Consider the following 24,431-nt stretch of genomic DNA (forward strand, 5'->3'; position numbering starts at 1 on the left):
AGCTCGCTTCCATCAAGCGCCCACACTTATCGGCTGTTAATTTTTAAAGAGCATTTCTGCGAGAAACTCCGTGTTTCCCAGCAGCGCTGCGTTTTCAGCAGCAGAGAAGCGAGATTATCAACCGTTTTTTGAAACTCGTCAACAACTTTTTTAACTACTTCGTTGCGACGACTGCGGTTTAATTTCGTGTGCACTGGAATCGATAAAACCGACTTCAACAGCACCGCTTCCCTCTTCTTCCCCCGCGCTGCGTTTCCGTTAGCGCGAAAGAGGCGTGATTCTATGCATCCGCCCCGGTCTCCGCAACCCCTTTTGTGAAATATTTTTGACATGCTATGGCGGGGGCCGCCGAGCACTTCCCAGTGCTCATATATAGGCGACACGGCAGGCGCAGCCTCGGTCGCCCGTGAACAGCCCCGCCGCATCGAACGCAACCTTCCGTCGATTACCGCCCCACCATCGCCCTCACCACGCCGTCCCGCCGAATCAGCCCGTGATACAGCGCCGCCGCAAAGTGCGCGAGGAACGTCAGGAAGAACAGATAAGCCAGCACGCGATGCGCGACCCTGAGCCAGGCGAACGTCACCGGATCAGCCGAAACGATCGCCGGCAGCTGCACGCCACCGCCCAGCGTCACCGGATACCCGCCGGCTGACAGCATCGCCCAGCCGATCAGCGGCATCGCAACCATCAGCGCGTACAGCACCAGATGCGAGCCATGCGCGGCAACCCGCTGCCACCACGGCAGATCCTCGGGCAATGCCGGCGGCTTCGACAGCACCCGCACCACGATCCGCACGCACACCAGCACCAGCACGGCCACGCCCAGCGGCTTGTGAATCGCCACCAGGATCTCGTGCCGCCCGGAAACGGACGCCACCATCCCCACCCCGATGAACAGCATCGCGAGGATCATCGCGGCCATCACCCAGTGCAGCACCCGCGCCGGCAAACTGAACGTCGTCGAAGCCTTCATCATCGTCCCTCCCCACTCACTCGCGCCACGCCGGCCACCCCGGCCTCTTCACTCGTGCGCCGCAAATACGAATCCGCATACGCGGCCGACCGCGCCGCCAGCAACGGATCGCCCGACACCTGAATCCCCTGCGGCAGCACCGTCGGGTCGTAGTTCACGTCGCGGCACGGCCCGCTGTCCTGCGCCTCCACGCGGTCGAGCACGAGCGTGCCCGCGTCGATCGTCGTCCGCTGCGCGGGCCAGACCTTCGTCGCGTCGTCCACCGGATCGCCAGGCTCCGCCAGCGTGACCAGCAGCTTCCACTTCTGCGCCCCGGCCGCGATGCGCTGCGTCACGTCCTGCTGCAGCACGTTCGGATCCCCGGCCGTCGCGACATCGCCGGCGCCGGCCGTCTGCTCCGGCACGACGCGCCACCGCACGGCCTGGCGCTTGCCGGCCTCGTCGACGAAGTAGAACGCGTTCAACCCGTAATAGCTTTCGGTGACGTAGCTCGCGCTCGGCTTCGCACCCTTCACCCATTGCAGGAACGCGCCCGCCTCAGGGTGCGCGCCAAAGAACGCCTTCACCTTCGCAGGATCGGGCTTGCCCGTCTTCGGATCGGGCCGCGTCGCCAGCGTCTGCTGGTAGAACGCCTGCGGCGTCGCCACCGGAAACACCGGCATCGCGTTCATCCCGGTTCGCCATTGCTGGCCGTCCGGCGCGGTGAGCCTCAGTGCGAGGCTGCGGATCGGCACGCTGCTGTCCGGCGCATAAGGATTCCCGCCCGGCAACGCGAAGCGCCCGACCACCGGCGTGCGTACCGCCTTGAAGAACGGCGCGACCGAATACGCGCTCGCGGCGCCGTTGCCTTCGAAGTAACCGGTCACGCACACGCCCTTCGCATGATTGCGCCGGAAGCCGGGATGGACGCCGCTGTTGGTCTGCAGCGCGTCGACGAGCCGGTGCGGGGTCAGACGTGCCGGCGCCAGCCAGCCGCCCGCATAACCAAACGCGACGGCCATGCCGGCCACCGCGCCGCCGATCACGGCCCAGCGCCACCACCCGCGCCCAGGCTCGCGCTGCGGCGAAGAAGAAGAAGGTTGCTTCATGAATGCGCTCCCGATCATCAGATCATTGTCGAACGCGCGTAGGACGCCGCCCGCGTCGCTTTATTCCACAGAAAATTTTTTCGTATGCTGGAGGGAATAATCGATGCCGTCCGGCGTCCTACGCGGCATCCACGACCCTTTCGGCAACCGGCCCGGCCATGCCCTCCACCGCCCTCGACGACGACGCATTGCGCGAACTCATCCCCAGGCTGCGACGCTTCGCGCTCTGGCTGGCGCGCGACGTCCACGCGGCCGACGATCTCGTCCAGTCGACGCTCGAGCGCGCACTGTCGCGCTGGACGAGCCGTCGCGACGACGCGTCGCTGCGCAGCTGGCTCTTCACGATCCTGTACCGGCAGTTTCTCGACGGGAAACGCAGCGCGAAGCGCTATTCGTGGCTGCTCGGCCGCATTCGTGACGACGACGAAGCGCACTGGCCGTCCGCCGAACGCGAATTCACGGCGCGCGCGACGCTCGAAGCGTTCGGCCGGCTCTCGGACGAGCAGCGCAGCCTGCTGCTGCTCGTCGCGGTCGAGGGCTTCACCTATCAGGAAGTCGCCGACCTGCTCGAAGTGCCGATCGGCACCGTGATGTCGCGACTCTCCCGCGCGCGCCAGGCGCTGCGCCAGCTCAGTGATGGCGAGCTTCCCGCTCCTTCTTTGCGATTGATGAAGAAATGAACACGCCTCCGAACGAACATGACCTTCAGGCCTATGTCGACGGCCAGCTCGACGACGATGCGCGTGCCGCGGTCGATCGCTATCTCGCGCTGCATCCGGCGCGCGCGGAACAGGTGAAGCAATGGCAGCAGGACGCGCAGCGGTTGCGGGCAGCGCTGGAGAGCGTGCGGATGCCGGCCGATAACCCCGCGCTCGATCCGGCGGCGATTCGCGGCCGGCGGGCGGAGCGCTCGCGGATGCGGTTCGCGATGGCGGCCTCGTTCGTGTTCTGCGTCGGGTTGGGGACGTTCGGCGGATGGCAGGCGCGCGGGTGGAACGCGGCGCCGCCGATCGCGCCGATGAGCGATGCGGTCAAGGCTTACCAGATGATGGTGGTCGATCGGACGGCCAAGGTCGATTACCGGCCGACCGGTGCGGGCGATTTGCAGGGATGGCTCACCAAAGGCGTCGGCGCATCGGCGAAGCTGCCGGATTTGAGCGCGGCGGGGTTCAGGCCGGTCGGTGGGCGGTTGTTCACAACCGACAGCGGCGCTACTGCTGCGATGGTGCTCTATGAGGATGATGCGGGGCGAACGCTGAGCTTCTATCTCCGGCCGGCGGAATCGAAACATCGGCTGCTGCCGAACGGGCAACGCGTGGATGGCGCGTTGCTCGCGCGGTATGGATCGGTGAACGGGCTCAATTATGCGGTGGTCGGGCCGGCGGGGAGTCTTGGGGAAAAGGCGGTCGTGCAGGCGCTCGATCAGCAGACTTGAGTGATACGATGCGCGCCCGGCTGGAGGTCGGTGGTGGCCGGCAGGGCCTTATGCGGTATGACTCGGCGGACTTGAGTACGCTTGCGCTCATCGGTCGATTGCACAGCGTTCCGACTGACTTTGCCGGCTGGTTTTCCACATCGGTGGAGCGTGTTCGGTACCCTCACCTTTAGAATCACAGGGTTTCGAGTCGCTGCGGAGCAGGATGTCCACATCGATCATAGTGGTGCTGCATACGGACATCGGTCGGTTCGATCACCTTGGGTCGGCACAGCGTTTCGGGTTGTTTCGGCGCGCGATATCCACACCCCCGTGAGATAACGCGAACATCCGCACCGAATTCGCTTACCCTCACCCGTTGACTGCACAGGATTTCGAGTGTCTTGGCTTCTCGATATCCACAAGGCATTCAATCACGGCGGATCGCGCGAGCACTCTCCATATCACCCGCTCTATTTCGGCAAAGCCTTGTCAGAAAAGGCGTTCTGGCCGATTCGCGTAGCCGAATGCAAGGCGCTCACCGGTTCGATGCACAGCAATTCGACTGGTCGGGTGTGTGAGTTGTCCACATACGGGCCGCCGACAAGCGTACGAGACACGACGCACATTCCGCATGCGTCCACGTCGTCGAGTCAGCCGTCTCCATCCAGTTGTGCGCTCGCGCATTCGGTTCGGCTCTTCACGGTCAGAATTCATCGGAATCCACGCCTGGCCTGCGATCCGGCTGCGCGCTCACCTTCTGCCTTCACAGCGTTTCGCATCGTTTTGTGCCTTGGTTATCCACATGCGAAGGCCGATCACCTCCACCGTCTCCGAAGTCACTTGGTCAAATAAGTCCCTAGAATCTCGCCCGTCTCCGGCGAAACTACGTAATGGATCGACTTCCCGAGCCGGTTTGCGTTGCCGAGCCCCCGCATGCCGGGAATCAGTTTCGCCATGAACGTAATCCCGATGACGTGATCCTCCGGCTTGGGATCGGCCCTCGCGGCACCTTTGTCCTCGATGTAGATCTCGAAGTTGCGCAGGTCCTGTCCGGTCTTCGCAAAGTCTTCATAGGCGGCCTTCAGGCCGAGCAGCGTCGCGGTATTGAGCTGGACGGAACAGCGATGGACCCTGCCAAAATTCAATTTGATCATCGTGCTCTTGAAAATATCGGCCCCAGATCCGGCGAACGTACCGGTCAAAGAGCGCGCAGGTGCTTGGTTGTTGCTGGGTATCTGCGCCGCGCGAGCACATGTCGCGCGCTGGCATCACTTATCCCGTCTCGGACAGCGCCCTAAATTCACGAAGGCAAGCACTGCAGGTCGTTGTCAATAAACCGATCGCCGCCTCCATCGATTCGTCGTCGCTGAAGCGATAAACATCACCAGCCTCGTACGTCCCGCCCAAATCGACGATATTCCCTCTCTCCGATTCGAGCATGAAACCTGGATATTCGATCTCGTCGCGAACAAGCGTCAAAGGCACGACGCCACCATCGCCCCTCCAGTTCTGACGATCATTGATGAGATGGCGCACGGCTTGCGTAACAAGCTCGCCGCCGCAGTATCCGTGATACGAGCAATGCACTAACGGCATGAAGCCTCCGTTGTTCTCACACCGGGTCTCGCGAATACAACTCGTATCGATGGCGAAGAAAAGCCATGTCGAACCACGCCCGCCCCTCTTTGTGCTACTGGCCGACCTTCGCTCAACTCGACTCGCGACCAGAACGCCGCAGGCGATCGTCGATTCGACAGGCAAGCTGATGACCGGGTGCGCTTCCGGCTGCTTCTGCAGCGGAAGCCCACTTGCTGGCCTCGTTCGGCTCTGCCGCCTGCGCATCCTCCAACGCGGCAGCGAGAAACGCACTCCGCTGGTTCCCGCCACTCGTCGGCCGCATAAAGCCGATTGCGTGATCGACTACCTCGCCAGATAGATCGCAAGGATCTCTCCGTTCTCTGGCGAGATGACGTAGTTGATCGATTTCCCGAGCCGGTTTGCGTTGCCGAGGCCCTTCATTCCCGGGATGAGCTTTGCGGTAAACGATACGCCAATGACGTCCTTTCCATCGACACCTTCGCCGTTGGATGCCTTTCGTTCGTAGATGGACACTTCGAAATTATTGATGTCCTGCTCGCTCTTTTCGAAGTCGGCATAGGCCGAGCGCAGCCCGATGGTTGTTGCAGTATTGAGGGTGACGTGATCGTTGTCCGCATCACCAAAAATTGTTTTACTCATGGCAAGTACTGGAATCGTCAATAGAAGAAGCGGGGCGATATGCTTCATCGATGGCACATGATCGGTCCCATTACCAGTTCCGGTTGCGGGCGGTACCCGTGTCGCTCGCCGTCATCGATTGATTCAGTCATGCCGTTCGATGACGTATTGTGCCGGCCCGCTCCATGCAACCGAACGGTACGCGCCTCGAACGACACCGATCTCCCGGTAATACTCGACGAGTGCCTGCGGACTCCAGTCGCGGCCCGCGGAAAACAACGCATCGAGATCGATGAGCGCGGCTACGAGCGCCTGCCGGTCGTTGTCGTCTGCGATAGCACGTTCCCAACGATCGGAATGCCGAGCGAAACCCAACCGGATCAGTCCATCGGCCACAGCCACCACGTCCGTGACGACAACCGCAACGTGGCCGGCAATCTCCGTCACCAGCAACTCATCAACGGGTGCGTTCATCGATCGCATCGTCCAGTGTCTTCCGCTGTGATCACCCTGCCTCCTTCGCGAGCCATCTAACGATTTCCGCGATGTCTTCGTCGGAGAGTTTCCCGACACGCTCGACACACACGCCGTAGTCGAGATCGAACTTCACGTTGAATCGCTCGCCCTTGTAGCGGCAACACAGGACCTCGGCTTCCGGTATCGACACGCGCTGCTCGAACACGATGTCGCCTGGATCTTGCTGCATCCGATGTACGACTGTGTCGATATCGAGCGCGTCGAGCCGGGTCAACGAAGAATCGGTCATGTGCCGTGAGCCCGTTCGCAGGGCCTTTGCATCCTGGATGCCCGCGATTCTACAGACATGACGGCTCACCTATCCCCCAAGCGCTTCACAGCCTCCTGATTCGTTCCTCTGCTCGCCGCACGCAGTGCATATCCCGGGCGGATCACAGTCGACGGACTGTGCTTATCCAAAGGTGTTAACAGGGTTCGTATATATACGTAGTGATAGTTAACAAGCGCTGTGCCCCACAGTGGATAACCTCCGTAACGCACTGAATTTTCAGCGCGAAGCGGGATGCATAACCATGGGTGTGGCACGTGAACAGTGCCGCGCAGCACAGAACAACTTTTCGTCGATTCGCAGCGTCGCCGACATATCCTCAATCGTTCCACTGTGAATCCAGAGGCTTGCAGGACGGTTATCCAGAGGGGAATGTGGATAACACCACAGCGCATCGACGCGTTTTGCTGTGATGCGAACAGGTGAAGCCAACGCTCCCGGCATCGCCACGCACCATCGATCGTCAGCATCCACACGCGTCGATTCAAAAAATTTTCACGAAGGGGCTTGTGCTCCTCCAAAACCCTCTCTATAATTCGCGGCTTCTTAGGCTCGTAGCTCAGTTGGTTAGAGCACCACCTTGACATGGTGGGGGTCGTTGGTTCGAATCCAATCGAGCCTACCAACGAACAAAATGAAGGGGTCTGGCAGCACAACTTGCCTACAGGCAATGCGGCTCGCCAACATACAAACGCCACGCGGCAACATCGCGTGGCGTTTTTCTTTTCCGGTCCGAAACAACGCGTGAAGCCCCGATGCGTTGTGCGATACACGGCCCGGTATCGCATCGTCTCCGACAATCCGTTCCATCACACAACTGCCGCTGCACGGCGCGTAGAATCGTGTGCGCATCGACGCGGCTGTTCCGACCGTCGCTCGATCTTCACCGCATCAAAACAACAACGCCGAGAGCACACGATCATGTCCGAGGTCACGACCGCCGCACCGTCCGCAAGCAACGACGAAATCGCCGCTTACGTCGGCAAGAAAGCCGCCTGGTTCGAGCACAAATGGGCGATCGCCGAATCGCGCAAGAACCGGCTGTCGTGGAATTGGGCTGCGTGCTTCCTCGGCCCGGTCTGGCTGGCATACCGATGCATGTACTGGCAGGCGGCCGCCGTGCTGGGTGCCACGCTCGGCATCACGCTGGTCGAGTTGCTGTTTTTCCCCACATACTTCGAATCGAGCACGGTCGACCCGGTCACCATCGGGATCGCGGTCTCGCTCGGCTGGTGCGGGAACAGCCTCTACAAGCGGCACGTCGAACGCGGGATCGAAAAACTCCGCCCGAGCGCGACGTCTCGCGAATCGCTTCTCGCGCTGCTCGAGGCGCAAGGCGGCACGAACTGGCTGGCGGCGGCCGGCTTCGCCGTCGCGACGCCGCTGCTCGGCGTACTGCTGTACATGATCGGCAACGCCGGAGGCGCGATGTACTGATCACGGTCGCCGCGATCAGCGAAGCAGAAAGAAGAGGGCGGACGGCGCCGTCGCCATGCATCCGCATGGCATGCGGTGCAGGCTCGCGCCACCTTCAATGCAGATGCTTCAACTTGTCAGGATTCCGCACGACATAGATCGCGACGATCTTCCCGTCGTCGATCTCGAGCGCGGTGGTCTGCAGCTCGCCATCGGCTTCCAGCGTGACGAAGCCCGGCAGCCCGTTGATGAACCCGGCCCGCACGAGTTTCGACGCATGCGTCGCGAACAGCCCGGCCAGGTACTCGTGCACCTTCATCACCGGCTCGAAGCCGAACACCGGCTTGCCTGCGGCCGTGCGCTTGCCGCCGCCGTCGGAATGCAGGCTCACATCCTCGGCGAGCATCGCGCCGAGCGTGCGCATGTCGCCGCTGCGTGACGCCGCGAAAAACGCCTCGGCCAACTCGATTCCGCGCTGCTTCTCGACATGAAACCGCGGCCGCGCCTCGCGCACGTGCGTACGTGCCCGCGCGGCGAGCTGCCGGCACGCGGCCGCATCGCGCTGGATCGTCGTGGCCACTTCGTCGAACTCGAGGCCGAACACGTCGTGCAGCAGGAACGCCGCGCGTTCGAGCGGCGAGAGCCGTTCAAGCGCGAGCAGCAGCGGCAGCGTAACGTCTTCCTGTTCATCTTCCTCGACGATCGGCTCGGGCAGCCAGGGGCCGATATAGGTCTCGCGCTGGTGCCGTGCAGACTTCAGCTGGTCGAGGCACATGCGCATCACCATGCGGCGCAGGAACGCCTCGGGCACGCGCACCTCGGTGCGGTCGACGTCCATCCAGCGGATGAACGCGTCCTGCACCATGTCCTCGGCATCCGCGACGGAACCGAGCATCCGGTACGCGACGCGGATCAGCGTGCGACGCAGCGGATCGAAGCTCGCCGCCGCGTCGGCCCGTGCTTCGGTGTTGCCCTTGGCCGGGTCGAGGTTCGTCATCAGGCCACCATCTTCGCGGCGGCGGCCTTCGCGTCGGCCGGCTCGATCCACAGCCCGAAGCCGACGGCGAGCCGGTTCCAGCCGTTGATCACGTTGATCATCAGCGTGAGTTTCACCTGTTCCTCCTGGCTGAAGTGGTCGTTCAGCGCCGCGTAGGCCGCTTCGTGCGCCGCGTGGCCCTCCGACAGCCGCGTGAGCGCTTCGGTCCAGCCGAGCGCCGCGCGTTCGCGGTCGGTGTAGCAGGGCGCCTCGCGCCACGCGGACAGCAGGTAGATGCGCCGCTCGGTCTCGCCTTGCTCGCGTGCCTCGGCGGTGTGCATGTTAATGCAGTTCGCGCACGCGTTGATCTGCGATGCGCGGATCTTGACCAGCTCGATCAACGTCGGCTCGAGGCTGCCGGCAACGGCGACCGATACGGTCATCCAGTTCTTCATCAGCGCGGGGGCGGCGGCAAACGGATTCAGTTTCGCAGTCATGGTTCCTTCTCCTTTCGTGTGGGTTCCGGTGATATGACGAGCGAGCCCCCGCGCGTGTGACATCGACACAAAAAATTTTTGCAGCCGGAGAAGCAAGCAAAGAGCAGGGCGCCGAAGGTCGCGGCGCCCGCACGCGGACAGCAGGCGAATCGGCTGCACGACGCCGTTCCTCCGACGAAACCGTGCACGCCCGCTACCTTTCATGCGCGCCGCGCGGCTGTCACCGGACGTCAGTAGCGCGCAGGTGCAGGCATGCGTATTGTTCTCTTCGCAGAGCCCCCGCCATGGCGGGGACGGGCCGGATGTCACGCCGGCGGCTGGCATGCGGCGAATGCTTTCATTTTTCTTTCGCGTTCGTTTCACCGGAAATCCGATGCGCGACGTTCACATTTCTGGCCCATACTGTTCTGCACGGGCAGATGAAGTGACGCCGCACCTGCGGCCCGGCGCGCGCGCCGGCTGCCCGACGACGCAGCAGCAGCAGGTCGCACGTCAGCCGCGCGCATCCGAGCGCAAGGCTTTCCCTTTTCCGGCAACGCAACGCAGCGAATCGCGACGTGGACGGTAAACCGATGAGCCTTCTTGCATCACAGCTTCAGCGCCGTTACCAGGACGTGCGCACCCATAGCGTCGCACTGACCGCGACGCTGTCCGCCGAAGACCAGGCCGTGCAGTCGATGCCCGACGCGAGTCCGACGAAATGGCACCTCGCGCATACGACCTGGTTCTTCGAAACCGTCGTGCTGATGCGCCGCGTGCCCGGCTACGCGCCGTTCGACGACGCCTTCCAGTTCCTCTTCAATTCCTATTACGAAGCGCTCGGCCCGCGCCATCCGCGGCCGCAGCGCGGGCTGCTCACACGTCCGTCGCTCGACGAGGTGCACGCGTACCGGCAATACGTCGACGACGCGATGCTGCGCGCGCTGGCCGGCGCCGATGCGGCGCTGCTCGACGCGATCGCGCCCGAGCTCGTGCTCGGCCTGCATCACGAGCAGCAGCACCAGGAGCTGATCGTCACCGACATGCTGCACGCGTTCTCGTGCAACCCGCTGAAGCCGGCGTTCCGGCCGCGCGACGGCGCCGACGCGGAACGCGCGCTCGCCGCGGGTGACGCCGGGCCATTGCGCTGGCTGCATCAGCCGGGCGGGCTGGTCGAGATCGGCCATGACGGCGACGCGTTCTCGTTCGACAACGAACGGCCGCGCCACACGGCGCTCGTGCGGCCGTACGAGATCGCGAGCCGCCTCGTGACGAACGCGGAATTCGCGACGTTCGTCGCCGACGGCGGCTATGTACGGCCCGAGTTCTGGCTGTCGGACGGCTGGGCGACGGTGCAGCGGGAAGGGTGGCAAGGGCCCGCGTACTGGATGCCCGACGACGACGATGCGGCCGGCACGCGCGTGCGGCGCACGTTCGGCCTGCACGGCGTCGAGCCGCTCGCGCCCGATGCGCCGGTGTGCCACGTGAGCTTCTACGAAGCGGCCGCGTATGCGGAATGGGCCGGTGCGCGGCTGCCGACCGAATTCGAATGGGAGACCGCGTTCCCTGCTGAAGGCATCCAGCAGATGCTCGGGCACGTCTGGCAGTGGACGCGTTCGTCCTACGAGCCGTATCCGGGCTTTCGGCCGCTCGCCGGGGTAGCAGCCGAATACAACGGCAAGTTCATGGTCGGCCAGCAGGTCCTGCGCGGCAGCAGCATCGCGACGCCGCCCGGGCACGAACGGCCGACGTACCGAAATTTCTTTCCGCCGGCGGCACGCTGGCAATTCACGGGAGTGCGACTTGCGCGAGACGTCTGAGCAGACGGCCACGAGCGGTGGCCAGCAACCCGCCCGCGATTCGCGGCCGAGCGCGTTCGCGCGCGACCTGATCGACGGACTGTCGCGCATGCCGCGCAGCATTCCGCCGAAATACTTCTACGATGCGGCCGGCTCCGAACTGTTCGACCGCATCTGCGAACTGCCCGAGTACTACCCGACGCGCACCGAGCTCGGCATCCTGCGCGATCGCGCCGCCGAGATCGTGCAGCGCGTCGGCCCGCATGCGGAACTCGTCGAATTCGGCGCGGGCTCGCTCGAGAAGATCCGCGTGCTGCTCGACGCGTTCGCGGGCAACTATGCGAACGCGCCGGCGCGCTACGTGCCGGTCGACATCTCGGCCGACTACCTGCAAGTTGCCGCCGCGCGGCTGCGGTCGGCCTATCCGTGGCTCGACGTCGCGCCGCTCGCGGCCGACTACACGAAGGCCGAGCAGATGGCCGTGCTGACCGAGACGCCGCGGCGGCGCATCGGCTTCTTTCCCGGCTCGACGATCGGCAATTTCTCGCCGGAAGAAGCCGACACGTTCCTGCGCGACGCCGCACGGCTGCTGCGCGGCGGCGGCCTGCTGGTCGGCGCCGATCTCGTGAAGGACGAGCGCACGCTGCATCACGCGTACAACGATGCGCAGGGCGTGACCGCGCAGTTCAACCTGAACCTGCTGGTGCACGCGAACGCGGAGCTCGGTGCGGATTTCGATGTCGACGCGTTCTCGCATTGCGCGTTCTACGACCGCGAGCGGCAGCGCATCGAGATGCACCTCGTCAGCGACGTCGCGCAGACGGTGCACGTGCGCGGCCACGCATTCCGCTTCGAAGCCGGCGAGCACATCCACACGGAGAACTCGCACAAGTTCACGATCGACGGCTTCCATGCGATCGCGCGCCGCGCAGGTTTCGAGCCCGACACCGTGTGGACCGACTCGGACAACCTGTTCAGCGTGCACTGGCTGCGCAGCGTCGACGATATCCGCGCGTAACGACCGCTGTTGCGAACCGTTCGCACCGCACGGTGCGGGCGGTTCACCTCCCGCGCACGCCGGCGATTGCCATCGAAACGCCCGTTTTACCGGCCCGATGCACCGCTGCAACGGTGTTTCGAGTGCGGCCTCTCCCTTGTCCGGCAAGGCTTTGCGGGCATCCGTAAACGTCCGTTACCTGTCTCGCATACCCGTTTCACCTGTGTCTGTGTCCGGTGCCTAGACTTCGAACCGTATTCACATGAAGCACGACACGTGCAGGGAGTCGCGAGATGAGCAAGAAACTTATTCTCGGTGCAGTTCTCGGTGTAGCGGCGCTGGCAGCCTCGGGCGTCGCGTCGGCTCACGTCGACCTGTCGGTCGGCATCGGCGTGCCGGGCGTCTACGCGGCGCCCGCACCGGTCTACGTCGCGCCGCCGCCGCCCGTCATGTACGCGCCGGTCGGCTATCGCGATGACGGCTGGCGTGACGACGACTGGCGTCGGCGCGAATGGCGCGAACACGAGTGGCGCCGCCGTGAATGGCGCGAGCACGAGTGGCGCGACCGCGGCGGCTGGCGCGGCGGCCGCTGGGATTGAGCGGCCCGGCTGATCACCACGAGAGGAGAGTGACAACATGATGCCCACTCGGTACATCAGGCTGTGCGCCGCCGCCACGGTCGTTGCGTTCGCAACGATCGGCAGCGCGCACGCGGCGGGCTGCATGAAGGGTGCGGTGGTCGGCGGGGTCGCCGGCCACTATGCGGGGCACCACGCGGTCGTCGGGGCGGTCGGCGGCTGTATCGTCGGCCATCACATGGCGAAGAAGCAGGCGCAGGAGCAGGCCGCGCAGCACAAGGCCGCCGCGCAGGGCATGCAGCCGGCGCAGTAAGCACTTCATCACCGGGGCGGCGCCGAAGCGCCGCCACCGCCTGCTTCGTTCCCCGTTCTTGCACGAGCCGCATTGATCCGACGAATGCGCGCTGCGCGCATCGTTACGATCATTTACAACGTCGTGTGGCGCGAATTTCGCGCGTTCATAGAATGCAGTCATACGAACGCGCTCAAGGGAGCACAAGATGAAACAGCAACGATACCTGTCCGTATTGACGGCCGCGCTGCTCGCGCTCGGCTCGGTGTCCGCCTACGCGGCGGCCGGCGGCAATGGCGGTGGCAACGGCGGCGGTCACGGCGCAGGCGGCTTGGGCGGCAACGCGGGCGGCATGTCCGGCGGCCACATGAGCGGCCAGGCACTGAGCAACTCGAACGGCATGCACGCGGGCGACCGCGACAAGGGCCTGTCGCGCGCGGCCGACCGCTCCGATACGATCGCCGATCGCGCCGGCGTGCAGCCGGGTCACGGCCACACGCAAGGGCATGCGCATGGCCACACCGCGCATGCGTCGACGTCCACGCATCGTTCGCATCACAACGCATTCGGCCGCACGCTGTAAGCACGGCGCACGCATGCGATGAAAGGGCGCTTCGGCGCCCTTTTTTCATGGCGGAAACGCAACGCCGCCGTCGCGCGGAAACGTCGTGCCGACCCGATTTGCAACCAGCCGTAACCGCGTCGCTGAGATCCGCGGCACGATCGATCGACGCAGAAAAAAGGGCGGCTCATCGCCGCCCTTCGTATCACCGCCCGGTGCCCGCCAGCGGCACCGGCGGCTCGAACAACGCATCGGCCTGCCTGACGCGCACGAAGCGCGCGGCGCCGTCGCCGTCCACCAGCGCACGGAAATGCGCTTCGCCGCATGCGAGCTTCGCACGCTCGTGCTCGCTCGGCACGGGGCCGTCCGTGTTCGGCGTATCGACGACGAAGTACAGCCGCTCGTCGCCGTCCTGTTCCGCGAGCACGGCCCAGTCCGGGTGGTAGCTGCCGAGCGGCGTCTGCACGCGGAACCACGCGGGCAGCTTCGCGTACAGCTTCACGCCGTCGTGCGCTTCGAGCGCATCGGCGAACGCGCGCTCCGCGTCGGTCTCGCACACGACCGCTTCGTGGATCGACTTCTGTGCATCGGGCCGCAGGTTGCGCAGGTAACCGGTCAGCGCTTCGCTCTCGAACGATTCGAGCGCATGCACGTGGCGCTCGCCGAGCTTGCGGTACGCGATGCCCGCGACCAGCGCGTGGCGCTTGCAGCGGTTGATCGCATCGGCCGCGACCGCGATGAACTGCTGCGGATTCACGCGGAAGTCGTCGAGCCGGCCGCTGTCGGCCAGGATCGTCGCGAGCGAACGGCGCGTGAGCTGCGTGCGGTCCTGCAGCTCGGTGAGCAGGTCGGGCAGCGGCAGCTCGCCTTCGTCGAGCAGCACGGTGCCGGCACCGGCCACCTCGATCGCCTCGATGCCGGCCTTGCCGATGTCGATCTCGGCCTTGCGCCACTGCAGCCGCGCACGCGCGATGTCCGGCGCGTCGTGCAGCGCGGCCGTGCAGTCGCGCACGAGCTTCGCGTTGTCGAACTCGACGCTGTACACGGTGCGATGCCGGATGCGATCCCACAACGCGCGGAAATCGTCGCCGAACACGACGGCCTTGCCCGACGCATCGCGCCGCAACGCGATCGCGCGGCGCTCGTCGGCGTTGCGCACCGCGAAGCGGCCCGACAGCTTGCGCAGCGTCGCGACGATCGGCGCACGCAGCATCTCGAACGCGTCAGGCAGCACCAGCGCGCTCTGGCGCAGCGCATCCTTCAGCCGGTCGAGCACCTTGCCCTGCGCGTCGACATAGCCTTGCTCGTGCAGGTGATTCCACAGCACGCGCGACAGCTCGATGCCGAGCGCATGCGCGGGGCCGTCGTCTTCCTGCACGGGCAGCGCCGCGAACTGGTGTTCCTCGACGATCCCGAACCGGATGCCGGTATCGGCCTCGATTTCCTTCTGCAGGTTCTCCGCGAACGACTCGTAGCGTTCGGTCGCGATCACGGTGAGCGTGTTCACGCCCGGGTCGCGCACGCGTTCGCCGTCCTGGTCGACAGCGAGGCGCAGCCCACGGCCGAGCGTCTGGCGGCGCTCGCGCTCGGTCTGGATGTCGCGCAGCGTGCAGATCTGGAATACGTTCGGGTTGTCCCAGCCTTCCTTCAGCGCCGAGTGCGAGAAGATGAACTTCAGCGGCGTGTCGAACGACAGCAGCGCTTCCTTCTCGCGCATGATCAGGCCGTACGCGCGCTCGGCGTTCTCGCGGGCCGCCGCGCTGCTTTCGCTCGTGTCGGTCCAGCCGCCCTTGCGGTCGATCGAGAAGTAGCCGTTGTGCGCTCGCCCGACTTCGAGCGCGACGTCGACGCCGTCGAACAGCGCACGGTACGCCGGCACGCGCGCCGCGCGTGCATATTCCTCTTCGAAGATCAGCGCGTAGTCGCCCTTCACGGGCATCCCGTTCTCGTCGTAGCGGCGATAGCGTTCGACCGAATCGACGAAGAACAGCGACAGCACCTTCACGCCGCGCTCGGCGAGGCGCAGTTCCTTGTCGAGATGCTCGCGGATCGTGCGGCGGATCATCTCGCGCTGCACGGCGAGCGTGTCGATGTCGCCGAACGCCTCGCCGAGCGACAGGAACGCCTCGCCTTCCGGATGACGCAGCTCGACGTACTCGGCACCCTTCACCGCATGCACTTCGCCGATCCGCAGCCCCGCGTACAGCGCGCGCTTGGTCAGGCGCTCGAGATCGTCGCCATCGGTGGCCGTCACGATCTGGCGCTTCACGCCGGCCGCCGTCGCGACGTCGAGCTCGACGCGCGCGCTGATCGCGCCGCGCCGGTTCGACACGCCGACGAGCCGCACGTACGGCTTGTTGTGCGCATCCTCGACAATCGCCGACGCGATCTCGATCTGCTTGACGAGCTTGCGCTCGTACGCGTCGACCGCGTCGAGCCGGTACACCATGTGGTGACGGTCGACGTGCGTGGCCGAATAGCGCAGCGTGCAGAGCGGCGCCATCGCGGCGAGCGCTTCGCGCCCGCGGCCCTCGAGGCCGCCGTCGACGCTTTGCGGCTCGTCGACGATCACGATCGGCCGCGTGGCGCGGATCAGGTCGATCGGCTTCTCGCCGCCGGTCTTCTCGCTGTCCTTGTAGAGGTTGTTGATTTCCTTCTTGTTGATCGCGGCAACCGTCATCACCATGATCTGGATCGCCGCGCTCGCCGCGAAGTGGCGCACCTGGCCGAGCTTCGCGGAGTCGTACAGGAAGTAGTCGTACGGCACGCCCGCGTACAGCGCGCGGAAGTGATCCTCGGTGATCGCGAGCGTCTTGTGCACGCCTTCCTTGATCGCGATCGACGGCACGACGATCACGAACTTCGTGAAGCCGTAGCGGCGGTTCAGCTCGAAGATCGTGCGCAGGTACACGTAGGTCTTGCCGGTGCCGGTCTCCATCTCGACGGTGAAGTCGCGCGAGCCGGGCAGGCCGGACGGCGGCAGCCCGCCGCGCAGCTGCACGTCGGCGAGATTGCGCGCGAGCGCGTCGTCGGTCAGCGACAGCCGGTTGCCGACGCCCTGTTCCGACACCGCGAAGCCGAGCGAGCCTTGCGCGGCGGCCGTCGTGCCGGGCGCCGCGTTCGCGAGCACGCTGAAGTCGCCGCGATACGATTCCTGCCCGCGAAACAGGTCGCAGACGGCGTCGATCGCCTCGCGCTGGTAGTCGAGATCCGCTTCGAAATGCAGCCGCATCACAGGCTCCGCACGCGCTTCACGCCGTGCTGCTCGAGCAGCGCGGCGAGATTGAGCTTCGCGACGTCGTCGACGAAGCCGCTGTCGCGGAACAGGCAGGTGACGTCGCGCGACGCGCCGGTCGCATCCAGCAGGTCGACGATGCCGTCGGCGAGCGGGCCCGCGTCGTCGCGCGAAATGCGCGCATCGAAGCACGCGACGATCGAGCGGCCGATCAGGTGCACGGTCTTGCCGGCCACCTGGTGATGCTCGACCGGCGTGCACAGGTCGAGGCCGAGCTTCAGCGTCAGCTCGGCGAGCAGGTCGTCCTCGGTGCGGCCGGTCTTCACGTGCTCGACGGATGCGAACAGCGCGTGGTCGAAGTCGTCGCGGCGCGGGTCCCACTCGATCACGTTGGTCGTGTCGAGCCGGTACACGCGGAAACCGAGGTCGCCATAGCTTTCCGGATAGTCGCGTGCGACCTGCTGCGCGGCACGGCGCAGGCGTTCCTTGGTCACTTCGGCGAGCGTCAGCGGCTTTTTCAGCTTCGCGCAGAAATCGGCGGCCGCCAGTTGCGTCTTGTCGCGGCGGTCGAGCGCCTCGGGCAGCTGCACGAGGATGTAGCGCCGCGCGCCGCCGTCGGTCGCGTTCACCTGCATCACCGCGTGGCCGGTCGAGCCGGAGCCCGCGAAGCAGTCGAGCACGATGTCGTCGCCGCGCGTGCACCAGCCGATCACGGCCGCCGCGAAGTCGACCGGCTTCGGCAGGTCGAACGGAATGCCGAGCGTCTTCAGCAGCGCGTCGTCGGAGCCGGCGAACGGCAGCACCGACGGCACGTTCTCGTACATGTTCTCGTCGAGGTAGTAGATCCGCTGCGGCTGCGTGGTTTCATCCGCGCCGAATTCGATCTGGCCGCGCTCGATCAGCGCCTGCATCGTCGCGGGCGGGTTGCGCCAGCCGCGCGCCGGCATCGCGCACGGCTTGCCGGTGACGGGGTGGATCAGCGGCGTGAAATACTCTTCCGGCGCCTTCTTCTTGTTCGGCCAGGCCATCGACACGAGGCGGTACACGCGGCCTTCTTCCGACAGCCGGTCGTACATCACCTCGCCGCCGGACAGGTTGGTCTGCGCCTTCATCCATGCGCGGTATGCCTTCTGCGCGTCCTTCGCGTTGCCGCTGCGGTACACGGCGTCGTGCGCGGCGTCGAGCATGCGCTGCGCATTGCGCTTCGGGCGCTTGAGCGGCGCCTGTTCGAGCAGCGTCTCGGCGTTGCGCGCGAACAGCACCAGCGATTCGTGCTGGTACGCGACGCCGCGCGCGTCGCCCTTCGGGTTGCGCTTGTCCCACACGGCCACGCCCAGCTCGTTCTCCTCGCCGAAGATCTCGCGCAGCATCAGCACGAGCGCATGCACTTCGTGCTCGTCGATGTGCACGGCGATCAGCCCTTCGTCGGACAGCAGCGCGTGCGCGAGCTTCAGGCGCGGATACATCATGTTCAGCCAGTCGGTGTGGAACCGGCCGTTCGCCTCGGTGTTGGTGCTGCGCTTCACGCCGCCCTGGGTCTGCCCGGTCATCGCCAGGTAGTGGCGGATGCTGTCGCTGAAATCGTCCGGATAGACGAAATCGCTGCCGGTGTTGTACGGCGGGTCGATGTAGACGAGCTTCACCTTGCCGGCGTAGCTCTTGTGCAGCAGCTTCATCACGTCGAGGTTGTCGCCCTCGATCACGAGATGGCGCGTGTCGTCCCACGCGACGCTGTCGTCGGGGCAGGGTCGCAGCGTGCCCGTCGACGGCGTGAGCGCAGCCTGGCGCGCGCTGCGCTTGCCGTGCCAGTGGAAGCCGTAGCGCTCGTCGGCGTCGCCGACCGTGCGGTCGCCGATCAGCGCCTTCAGCACGTCGACGTCGACCGACGCGCCGTTCGGGCCTTCGGTCACGAGTTCGGGGAACAGCGCCTTCAGGCGCGCGACGTTGTCGGCGGTGAAATCCGTCGACATCGCCTGCGGGCTGGCCGCATCGAGTTTCTGCATCGTCTTTTCCATCGGAGCCCGGCCGCGCGCGCCAGGACGTCGGGCGCGCTCACGGCACCGGCGGCAATGGCCGCCCGGGCAAACCCGAAACGCTAGCGAGTCGGTCGGCGCAGGTCAAGCGCCGATGTGGGCCGCGCATGCGTGCATCGGCCGCGATCGCCCGCCGGACGGGCCGCAAGCGGTGTCGGGCCGGTTGTCGCACGGGCCGGCCGGCGGCACCGGGAGCAGGGCGAAAAAGGACGAAAAAAAGGGCACGGTCGGCGCCAAGCGCCGGCGTGCCCGCATGGAGAATCCCGGATTGACCGCCCCGAGGTCAGAAGCGCGTACGGATGCCCGAGGTCAGTTCGAGCTGGTTCTTCGCGCCGAACGTCGACGACACCGTGTAGCCGCCGTGCAGCTTCATGTAGTCGCCGGCCAGGTACACCTCGGTGCGCTTGCTCAGGTGATAGAACACCGACCCGTAGATCGTCTCCTTGAAGCCGTTGGCGACGCCGTTGGTCAGGCTGAACGCGCCGAGGTTGGCATTCGGCGTAAAGCCGTCCGCGTTGTTCGCGGCGTTCTTGATGCGCATCTGCTGGTAGCCGAGCTCGTAGTCGAGCGCGCCCTTCGGCGCGATCTTCATCGACACCGTCCACGAATCGTCGTGACGCTGGCCGAGCGCGCCCTGGTCGCCGTTGTAGCGGAAGTAGCCGGCATTCAGGCGCACGATGTCGAACGTGTAGTTGCCGCCGACCGAGAACGTCTGGTTCCGGTAGCCGTTGTGGTTCACGTGGTTGTAGAAGCCCGACACGTTGAACGGCCCGCCGTTGTAGCCGAGCGCGGCCTGATACGCGGAGCCGGTCGCGAACGAGGTCGAGTTGCTGAACTGGTAGCCGGCGCTTGCGAAGATGCCGTTGCTGAACAGCTTCTTCCACGCGACGCCGTTGTTGTAGCGCGTGCCGGTCGGGCCGGCCGCGTAGAAGATCATCTGCTTGAAGTTGTTCGAGTTGGTCCAGCCGCCTTCCTCGGTCGACAGCCTCGCGGTGCCGTACGCGTCGCCGTAGATCGTCGATGCGTCGCGCGCGATCGTGTTCTGGAAGCCGGCCGTCAGCTTGCCGAAGCGCTCGTCCTCGACGCCCACCCACGCGTCGCGGTCGAAGATCTGGCCTTCATCTTCCATCTGGCCGTTCGCGACCACGAATTCGCTTTCGAGGCGGAAGATGATCTTCGTGCCGCCGCCGATGTCTTCGGCACCTTTCAGGCCCCAGCGGCTGCCGCTGAACCACGGTTCGCCTTCGTTGCCCATCCCGATCACGTGTTTGCCGTTCGCGTCGGCGTGGGTCCGGTAGGTCGGAAAGCTCAGGTCCATCAGGCCGTAGAGCTGCACGCTCGATTGCGCATGCGCCTGGGTGCCGGCGCACAGGCCAGCCGCCGCGATGGAAAGGGCAAGGGTTTTTCGTTTCAAGATCGTCTCCTCCGAGCTGCCGCATTGAAATCTTGTCGTTTGCAGTACGTAATGTATGCCGACTCTTGCCGGCCACAGCGAGAGGGCCGACGCATAGCATCGTAGAGCGTGCAATCCTTCACGACGCTTTCCCGGACGCAAGAATCGGATCGGTGAAAACACCGAACGCGCAACGATCACGAATCGGGCAGGCGTGCGCAAGCGAGCCTGCCGGGCATCCGGCTGGCCTGAACGACTTTTCGTGCTACGAATCGATGTTCCCGGCGCCGGGGGCGTACCCGTCAGTCCTGCGTGCTCTTCATGCGCAGGATGTAACCGAGCCCGCGCAGCGTGATGATTTCGGCCGTGCTGCCCGCGAGATGCTTGCGCAGCCGGTGGATGTAGATGTCGATCGCGTCGGCGCTCGGCTCGTCGTCGAGCGCGAACACGCTGTCCATCAGCCGCGCCTTCGATACCGTCTTGTTCTGCTGCAGCATCAGCGTTTCGAGGATCGCATGCTCGCGGCGCCGCAGCGCGAGCACCGTTTCGCCGCAGCGGAATTCGCGCGTGCCGAATGCATAGACGAGGTCGCCGCACACGAGCTGCGTCGTGCCGACGCCGGCCTGCCGGCGGATCAGCGCGCGGATTCGCGCGACCAGTTCGCGCGATTCGAACGGCTTCACGACGTAGTCGTCGGCGCCCGCGCCGAAGCAGTCGACCTTGTCGTCGACCGAACCGTGCGCGGTCAGCATCAGCACCGGCACGTTGTCGTTGCGGCGCCGCAACCGGGCGAGCACCTCCTTGCCGCTGATGCCGGGCAGGCGCATGTCGAGCAGCACGGCGTCGTAGCGTTCGGTCTTCAGCACGGTGTCCGCGCGTTCGCCGTCGCCGACGCAGTCGACCGCGAAATCCTCGCCGCGCAGCAGGTTCACGATCCAGTGCGCGAGCTCGGCGTTGTCTTCGACCAGCAAAAGTTTCATGACGGCGTTCTCTTCAATCGAAAGCGGGCAACCGCACGGTCACGACGATACCGCGATTGCCGGCTCCCGGCGCGAGCGATGCGCTGCCGCCGTGCGCCTGCGCGATCTCGCGGACGATCGCCAGCCCGAGGCCCGACCCTTCGGTGTCGGCCGACACGCGGTAGAACCGCTTGAACACGTGCGGGCGCGCTTCGGCCGGGATGCCGGGGCCGTTGTCGACCACGTCGAGCACGACCGCGTCGCCGTCGCGCCGCGCGCAGACGGTCACGCAGCCGCCCGGCTGCGTGTAGCGCACCGCGTTGTCGACGAGGTTCATCACCAGCGCGGTCAGCAGGCTGTCGCTGCCCGCGACGTCGAGCCGCTCGCCGAGATCGGCGCCGAGGTCGATGTCGCGCCGCTGCGCGAGCACGATCGTCTCCTCCAGCACGCTCGACACCACGGCGGCAAGATCGACGCGATGGGTCAGCAGCGTCGACGGCGTCGCTTCCGCATGCGCGAGCAGCAGCAGCTTGTCGGTCACGTCGGCCATCTTGCGGCTGCTGCGCTGCATGCTGTCGAGCACCGTCGCAAGTTCCGGATCGTCCTGCCCGCGCCGCTGCGCATACTGGATCTGCGTGTCGAGCACCGCGATCGGCGTGCGCAGCTGGTGCGCGGCATCCGCGATGAAGCGGCGCTGCGTGGCCGTGTGCGTGTTGAGCCGCGCGATGCACTGGTTGATCGCGTCGACGATCGGCCGCAGTTCGTGCTGCAGCCGCTCGGGGCGGATCGGCTCGAGTTCCATCGGCCCGCGGTCGGCCACATCGTCCTTCAGCTTCATCAGCGGGCGCAACTCGAAGGTGAGCCCGAGGTAGACGAGCACCACCGCGAGCACCAGCATCAGCGACAGGCGCACGAGTTGCGGCCGCCAGATCGTTGCGACCATCGCGCCGTGCGAGCGCGTCGTCTTCGCGACGACCACCGTGACGGTTTCGACCTGTCCTTCGTCGTACAGCTGGCGGTCGTAGGCCACCGCGCGCAGCGGCACGTTGTCGAGCGACGTGTCGTACAGCGTCGGCTCGACGCCATGCCGCGCGGGCAGGTCGAGCGCCGGATTGCCGGCGAGCAGGCGGCCGTGGCCGTCGATCACCTTGTAGAACACCGAATCGCCCGACGGCGACTCGAAGATCTCCAGCGCGGCCGGCGGCACGTCGGCCGCCGGCCGCCCGTTGCGCCATTCGACGTCCTCGCCGATCGTGCGAGCGGACGCGACGAGCGCGCTGTCCTGCACGAGCGCGGCCGTGGTCCGCGCGGTGTCGTACGACATCGCGCCCGCGATCAGCACGAACACCGCGAGCGGCAGCAGCAGCCACCACAGCAGCCGCCCGCGCAGGCTGTGCGCCATCCCGTTGCGCTCCTTCTCCGAAATGCCGAACCGCGCCGGGGTCGCCGGCGCGGTCGGGTGTGTCATGTCAGGCGTGCGCCGGCGGCGTTCAGAACGCCGCGGGCCGCCACTTCAACAGCCGCTTCTCGAGCCAGGTCAGCAGGTAGTCGGCGGCCAGCGCGACCACGGCCAGCACGATCATCGCCGCGAACACGCCGCTCGCGTTGAACGCACCCTGGGCGGTGGAGATTAGCAGCCCGATGCCCTGTTTGGAACCCAGGAATTCGCCGACGACCGCACCGACCAGCGCGAAGCCGAAGCTCACGTGCAGGCTGGCGAGAATCCAGCTCAGCGCGGACGGGATCACGACGGACGTGGTGATCTGCCGGCGCGACGCGCCGAGGATCTGCGCGTTCGCGATCAGGTAGCGGTCGGCTTCGCGCACACCCTGGAACGCGTTGCCGAACACGACGAAGAACACCATCACGACGGCCAGCGCGATCTTCGACGCCATCCCGAGGCCGAGCGCGATCACGAAGATCGAGCCGAGCACGACGCGCGGGATCGAGTTCGCGATCTGGATGTAGAGGCCGAACACGTCGGCCATCAGCTTGTTGCGGCCGAGCACGATCCCGCAGATCACGCCGGCGACCGAGCCGATCACGAAACCGATCCCGGTTTCCTCGAGCGTGACCCACACCTGCGTGAGCAGCGGGCCCTGCGACGTGCCGTTCGCGAACCAGTCCTGGAGCTGCGCGAAGATCAGCGTCGGCTGCGAGAAGAAGAACGGGTCGATCCACTTGAGCCGCGCGGCGAGTTCCCAGCCGCCGAGCGCGACGACGAGCACGGCGATCCGCAGGCCGATGATCAGTTGCCGGCGGCGGCGCAGCCGGGTTTGAGCGGCGCGCGACTCGTCCTCGAGCGTCGTCGCCGGAATGGCGGTGGGGGGAAGCGTCATGTCGGTCATGCTCCTGTCCTTGCTGTCCTTGCCGTGCGGCGTATGCGTCAGCCGATCTGCACTTCTTCGCGCAGGTCGTGCCAGATGTCCTTGGAAATTTCGATGAAGCGCGTGTCGTAGCGGATCTCCGACGTGACGCGCGGGCGCGGCAGGTCGATCTCGTACACGCGCTTGAGCGTCGCGGGGCGCGCGGTCAGCACGAACACGCGGTCGGCGAGCGCGATCGCCTCTTCGAGATCGTGCGTGACGAACACGACCGAGCCCTTGTTCGCGGACCAGAGCTGCAGCAGCTCGTCCTGCATCAGCGTGCGCGTCTGCATGTCGAGCGCGGAGAACGGCTCGTCCATCAGCAGGATTTCGGGCTGGTTGATGAAGGTCTGCGCGAGCGCGACGCGCTTGCGCATCCCGCCCGACAGCTGGTGCGGGTAGTGCTTCGTGAACTTGTCGAGGCCGACCTTGCGGATCCATTCCTCGGCCTGCGCATACGCGACGTCCTTCGAGCGGCCGCGAAACAACGGGCCCGCCGCGACGTTGTCGATCACGTTGCGCCACGGAAACACCGCGTCGGCCTGGAACACGAAGCCGATGCGCGGGTCGATCCCGTCGACCGGGCGGCCCATCACGCGGACTTCGCCCGACGCGGGCTTGAGCAGCCCGGTGATCAGGTTCAGCGTCGTCGACTTGCCGCAGCCGGTCGGCCCGACGATCGCGATGAACTCGCCGCGCGCGACGCTCATGCTGAAGTCGCGCAACGCGACGGTGGCCTTGCCTTCCGGCGAAATGAAGCGGCACGACACGTTGCGAAACTCGATCGCCGGTGTGCTCGGGGAGACTGCCTGGTTCATCGCATGAATCCTGCGGGTGAAGAGGGCA

24 protein-coding genes and 1 tRNA gene are annotated in these 24,431 nt (G+C 65.7%); 9 read left to right on the top strand and 16 right to left on the bottom strand.

From position 1 onward, the window contains the following. Nucleotides 1–445: 445 nt before the first annotated feature. Together DIE03_RS23375 and DIE03_RS23380 are read right to left on the bottom strand one after the other, a co-directional pair. Entirely contained in the window at nucleotides 446–979 is a 534-nt protein-coding gene (locus tag DIE03_RS23375) for a cytochrome b (protein WP_124454492.1), read from the bottom strand. Continuing rightward, complete coding sequence (locus DIE03_RS23380) at nucleotides 976–2,064, bottom strand: catalase family peroxidase (RefSeq protein ID WP_124454494.1); 1,089 nt, start codon at nucleotides 2,062–2,064, stop codon at nucleotides 976–978. Before DIE03_RS23380 ends, DIE03_RS23375 begins: the two co-directional genes overlap by 4 nt. Nucleotides 2,065–2,222: 158 nt before the next feature. Between DIE03_RS23380 and DIE03_RS23385 the strand changes: the two genes are divergently transcribed. Next, a complete protein-coding gene (locus DIE03_RS23385; RefSeq protein WP_124454496.1) occupies nucleotides 2,223–2,744 on the top strand; it encodes a sigma-70 family RNA polymerase sigma factor in 522 nt (173 codons plus the stop codon). Beyond that, entirely contained in the window at nucleotides 2,741–3,499 is a 759-nt protein-coding gene (locus DIE03_RS23390) for an anti-sigma factor (RefSeq protein WP_124454498.1), read from the top strand. Before DIE03_RS23385 ends, DIE03_RS23390 begins: the two co-directional genes overlap by 4 nt. Nucleotides 3,500–4,317: 818 nt before the next feature. Here DIE03_RS23390 and DIE03_RS23395 read toward each other — a convergent pair. The 5 genes from DIE03_RS23395 to DIE03_RS23415 form a co-directional block, all read right to left on the bottom strand. Next, nucleotides 4,318–4,635, bottom strand: coding sequence for a hypothetical protein (locus DIE03_RS23395; RefSeq protein WP_124454499.1), 318 nt, complete (start codon nucleotides 4,633–4,635; stop codon nucleotides 4,318–4,320). Nucleotides 4,636–4,753: 118 nt separating this feature from the next. After that, complete coding sequence (locus DIE03_RS23400; RefSeq protein ID WP_124454501.1) at nucleotides 4,754–5,077, bottom strand: hypothetical protein; 324 nt, start codon at nucleotides 5,075–5,077, stop codon at nucleotides 4,754–4,756. Between the two features lie 324 nt (nucleotides 5,078–5,401). Then, nucleotides 5,402–5,767, bottom strand: a complete 366-nt coding sequence (locus tag DIE03_RS23405; RefSeq protein ID WP_260434941.1) for a hypothetical protein — start codon at nucleotides 5,765–5,767, stop codon at nucleotides 5,402–5,404. A 75-nt stretch (nucleotides 5,768–5,842) separates the two neighbouring features. Further along, the gene (locus tag DIE03_RS23410) at nucleotides 5,843–6,172 is read right to left on the bottom strand and encodes a hypothetical protein (RefSeq protein ID WP_124454503.1); all 330 of its coding nucleotides are present in this window, start codon (nucleotides 6,170–6,172) and stop codon (nucleotides 5,843–5,845) included. Nucleotides 6,173–6,203: 31 nt separating this feature from the next. Then, entirely contained in the window at nucleotides 6,204–6,464 is a 261-nt protein-coding gene (locus DIE03_RS23415) for a hypothetical protein (protein WP_124454505.1), read from the bottom strand. A gap of 587 nt (nucleotides 6,465–7,051) precedes the next feature. Between DIE03_RS23415 and DIE03_RS23420 the strand changes: the two genes are divergently transcribed. Beyond that, nucleotides 7,052–7,128 (top strand) — tRNA-Val (locus tag DIE03_RS23420). A gap of 296 nt (nucleotides 7,129–7,424) precedes the next feature. Beyond that, the gene (locus DIE03_RS23425) at nucleotides 7,425–7,940 is read left to right on the top strand and encodes a DUF2628 domain-containing protein (RefSeq protein ID WP_124454507.1); all 516 of its coding nucleotides are present in this window, start codon (nucleotides 7,425–7,427) and stop codon (nucleotides 7,938–7,940) included. A 94-nt stretch (nucleotides 7,941–8,034) separates the two neighbouring features. Here the strand turns inward: DIE03_RS23425 and DIE03_RS23430 are convergent, their stop codons facing one another. Next, nucleotides 8,035–8,916 carry a sigma-70 family RNA polymerase sigma factor gene (locus tag DIE03_RS23430; RefSeq protein WP_124454509.1) on the bottom strand — a complete coding sequence of 294 codons (882 nt, stop codon included), beginning with the start codon at nucleotides 8,914–8,916 and terminating at the stop codon, nucleotides 8,035–8,037. Continuing rightward, nucleotides 8,916–9,392: a carboxymuconolactone decarboxylase family protein gene (locus DIE03_RS23435; protein WP_124454511.1), complete on the bottom strand. Its 477-nt coding sequence runs from the start codon at nucleotides 9,390–9,392 to the stop codon at nucleotides 8,916–8,918. The genes DIE03_RS23430 and DIE03_RS23435 overlap by 1 nt, the downstream gene beginning before the upstream one ends. A gap of 572 nt (nucleotides 9,393–9,964) precedes the next feature. On the opposite strand from DIE03_RS23435, the gene egtB reads away from it, so the two are divergent. The 5 genes from egtB to DIE03_RS23460 all read left to right on the top strand — a co-directional run bounded on the left by egtB (nucleotide 9,965) and on the right by DIE03_RS23460 (nucleotide 13,620). Beyond that, complete coding sequence (gene egtB, locus DIE03_RS23440) at nucleotides 9,965–11,191, top strand: ergothioneine biosynthesis protein EgtB (protein WP_124454512.1); 1,227 nt, start codon at nucleotides 9,965–9,967, stop codon at nucleotides 11,189–11,191. Then, nucleotides 11,175–12,188, top strand: coding sequence for an L-histidine N(alpha)-methyltransferase (gene egtD, locus DIE03_RS23445; protein WP_124454514.1), 1,014 nt, complete (start codon nucleotides 11,175–11,177; stop codon nucleotides 12,186–12,188). Before egtB ends, egtD begins: the two co-directional genes overlap by 17 nt. A 272-nt stretch (nucleotides 12,189–12,460) precedes the next feature. Further along, nucleotides 12,461–12,766, top strand: coding sequence for a hypothetical protein (locus tag DIE03_RS23450; protein WP_124454516.1), 306 nt, complete (start codon nucleotides 12,461–12,463; stop codon nucleotides 12,764–12,766). 37 nt (nucleotides 12,767–12,803) lie between these two features. Next, nucleotides 12,804–13,058 (top strand): hypothetical protein, encoded by a 255-nt coding sequence (locus DIE03_RS23455; protein ID WP_124454518.1) that lies wholly within the window; start codon nucleotides 12,804–12,806, stop codon nucleotides 13,056–13,058. A 187-nt stretch (nucleotides 13,059–13,245) separates the two neighbouring features. Continuing rightward, nucleotides 13,246–13,620 carry a hypothetical protein gene (locus DIE03_RS23460; RefSeq protein ID WP_124454519.1) on the top strand — a complete coding sequence of 125 codons (375 nt, stop codon included), beginning with the start codon at nucleotides 13,246–13,248 and terminating at the stop codon, nucleotides 13,618–13,620. Between the two features lie 184 nt (nucleotides 13,621–13,804). On the opposite strand, the gene DIE03_RS23465 is transcribed toward DIE03_RS23460, so the two are convergent. The 7 genes from DIE03_RS23465 to DIE03_RS23495 all read right to left on the bottom strand — a co-directional run bounded on the left by DIE03_RS23465 (nucleotide 13,805) and on the right by DIE03_RS23495 (nucleotide 24,403). Next, nucleotides 13,805–16,831 carry a type III restriction-modification system endonuclease gene (locus DIE03_RS23465; RefSeq protein WP_124454521.1) on the bottom strand — a complete coding sequence of 1,009 codons (3,027 nt, stop codon included), beginning with the start codon at nucleotides 16,829–16,831 and terminating at the stop codon, nucleotides 13,805–13,807. Continuing rightward, complete coding sequence (locus DIE03_RS23470) at nucleotides 16,831–18,849, bottom strand: site-specific DNA-methyltransferase (protein ID WP_124454523.1); 2,019 nt, start codon at nucleotides 18,847–18,849, stop codon at nucleotides 16,831–16,833. Before DIE03_RS23470 ends, DIE03_RS23465 begins: the two co-directional genes overlap by 1 nt. 301 nt (nucleotides 18,850–19,150) lie before the next feature. Then, nucleotides 19,151–20,281 carry a porin gene (locus DIE03_RS23475; RefSeq protein WP_124454525.1) on the bottom strand — a complete coding sequence of 377 codons (1,131 nt, stop codon included), beginning with the start codon at nucleotides 20,279–20,281 and terminating at the stop codon, nucleotides 19,151–19,153. A gap of 281 nt (nucleotides 20,282–20,562) precedes the next feature. Next, nucleotides 20,563–21,240 carry a response regulator gene (locus DIE03_RS23480; RefSeq protein WP_034188218.1) on the bottom strand — a complete coding sequence of 226 codons (678 nt, stop codon included), beginning with the start codon at nucleotides 21,238–21,240 and terminating at the stop codon, nucleotides 20,563–20,565. 13 nt (nucleotides 21,241–21,253) lie between these two features. Further along, nucleotides 21,254–22,621, bottom strand: coding sequence for a sensor histidine kinase (locus tag DIE03_RS23485; protein WP_124454762.1), 1,368 nt, complete (start codon nucleotides 22,619–22,621; stop codon nucleotides 21,254–21,256). Nucleotides 22,622–22,709: 88 nt separating this feature from the next. Next, nucleotides 22,710–23,567, bottom strand: a complete 858-nt coding sequence (locus DIE03_RS23490) for an ABC transporter permease (RefSeq protein WP_124454528.1) — start codon at nucleotides 23,565–23,567, stop codon at nucleotides 22,710–22,712. Nucleotides 23,568–23,605: 38 nt separating this feature from the next. Then, nucleotides 23,606–24,403, bottom strand: a complete 798-nt coding sequence (locus tag DIE03_RS23495) for an ABC transporter ATP-binding protein (RefSeq protein ID WP_027788757.1) — start codon at nucleotides 24,401–24,403, stop codon at nucleotides 23,606–23,608. Between the last annotated feature and the right edge of the window lie 28 nt (nucleotides 24,404–24,431).

The sequence above is a fragment of the Burkholderia sp. Bp8992 genome, from assembly GCF_003853705.1.
Taxonomy (GTDB): Bacteria; Pseudomonadota; Gammaproteobacteria; order Burkholderiales; family Burkholderiaceae; genus Burkholderia.

Excerpts from the sequence above, each read along its gene's own strand:
- DIE03_RS23375 (WP_124454492.1), bottom strand. The coding sequence starts at position 979 with ATGATGAAGGCTTCGACGACGTTCAGTTTGCCGGCGCGGGTGCTGCAC.
- DIE03_RS23380 (WP_124454494.1), bottom strand. The coding sequence starts at position 2,064 with ATGAAGCAACCTTCTTCTTCTTCGCCGCAGCGCGAGCCTGGGCGCGGG.
- DIE03_RS23385 (WP_124454496.1), top strand. The coding sequence starts at position 2,223 with ATGCCCTCCACCGCCCTCGACGACGACGCATTGCGCGAACTCATCCCC.
- DIE03_RS23390 (WP_124454498.1), top strand. The coding sequence starts at position 2,741 with ATGAACACGCCTCCGAACGAACATGACCTTCAGGCCTATGTCGACGGC.
- DIE03_RS23395 (WP_124454499.1), bottom strand. The coding sequence starts at position 4,635 with ATGATCAAATTGAATTTTGGCAGGGTCCATCGCTGTTCCGTCCAGCTC.
- DIE03_RS23400 (WP_124454501.1), bottom strand. The coding sequence starts at position 5,077 with ATGCCGTTAGTGCATTGCTCGTATCACGGATACTGCGGCGGCGAGCTT.
- DIE03_RS23405 (WP_260434941.1), bottom strand. The coding sequence starts at position 5,767 with ATGAAGCATATCGCCCCGCTTCTTCTATTGACGATTCCAGTACTTGCC.
- DIE03_RS23410 (WP_124454503.1), bottom strand. The coding sequence starts at position 6,172 with ATGAACGCACCCGTTGATGAGTTGCTGGTGACGGAGATTGCCGGCCAC.
- DIE03_RS23415 (WP_124454505.1), bottom strand. The coding sequence starts at position 6,464 with ATGACCGATTCTTCGTTGACCCGGCTCGACGCGCTCGATATCGACACA.
- DIE03_RS23425 (WP_124454507.1), top strand. The coding sequence starts at position 7,425 with ATGTCCGAGGTCACGACCGCCGCACCGTCCGCAAGCAACGACGAAATC.
- DIE03_RS23430 (WP_124454509.1), bottom strand. The coding sequence starts at position 8,916 with ATGACGAACCTCGACCCGGCCAAGGGCAACACCGAAGCACGGGCCGAC.
- DIE03_RS23435 (WP_124454511.1), bottom strand. The coding sequence starts at position 9,392 with ATGACTGCGAAACTGAATCCGTTTGCCGCCGCCCCCGCGCTGATGAAG.
- egtB (WP_124454512.1), top strand. The coding sequence starts at position 9,965 with ATGAGCCTTCTTGCATCACAGCTTCAGCGCCGTTACCAGGACGTGCGC.
- DIE03_RS23450 (WP_124454516.1), top strand. The coding sequence starts at position 12,461 with ATGAGCAAGAAACTTATTCTCGGTGCAGTTCTCGGTGTAGCGGCGCTG.
- DIE03_RS23455 (WP_124454518.1), top strand. The coding sequence starts at position 12,804 with ATGATGCCCACTCGGTACATCAGGCTGTGCGCCGCCGCCACGGTCGTT.
- DIE03_RS23460 (WP_124454519.1), top strand. The coding sequence starts at position 13,246 with ATGAAACAGCAACGATACCTGTCCGTATTGACGGCCGCGCTGCTCGCG.
- DIE03_RS23465 (WP_124454521.1), bottom strand. The coding sequence starts at position 16,831 with ATGCGGCTGCATTTCGAAGCGGATCTCGACTACCAGCGCGAGGCGATC.
- DIE03_RS23470 (WP_124454523.1), bottom strand. The coding sequence starts at position 18,849 with ATGGAAAAGACGATGCAGAAACTCGATGCGGCCAGCCCGCAGGCGATG.
- DIE03_RS23480 (WP_034188218.1), bottom strand. The coding sequence starts at position 21,240 with ATGAAACTTTTGCTGGTCGAAGACAACGCCGAGCTCGCGCACTGGATC.
- DIE03_RS23485 (WP_124454762.1), bottom strand. The coding sequence starts at position 22,621 with ATGGCGCACAGCCTGCGCGGGCGGCTGCTGTGGTGGCTGCTGCTGCCG.
- DIE03_RS23490 (WP_124454528.1), bottom strand. The coding sequence starts at position 23,567 with ATGACCGACATGACGCTTCCCCCCACCGCCATTCCGGCGACGACGCTC.
- DIE03_RS23495 (WP_027788757.1), bottom strand. The coding sequence starts at position 24,403 with ATGAACCAGGCAGTCTCCCCGAGCACACCGGCGATCGAGTTTCGCAAC.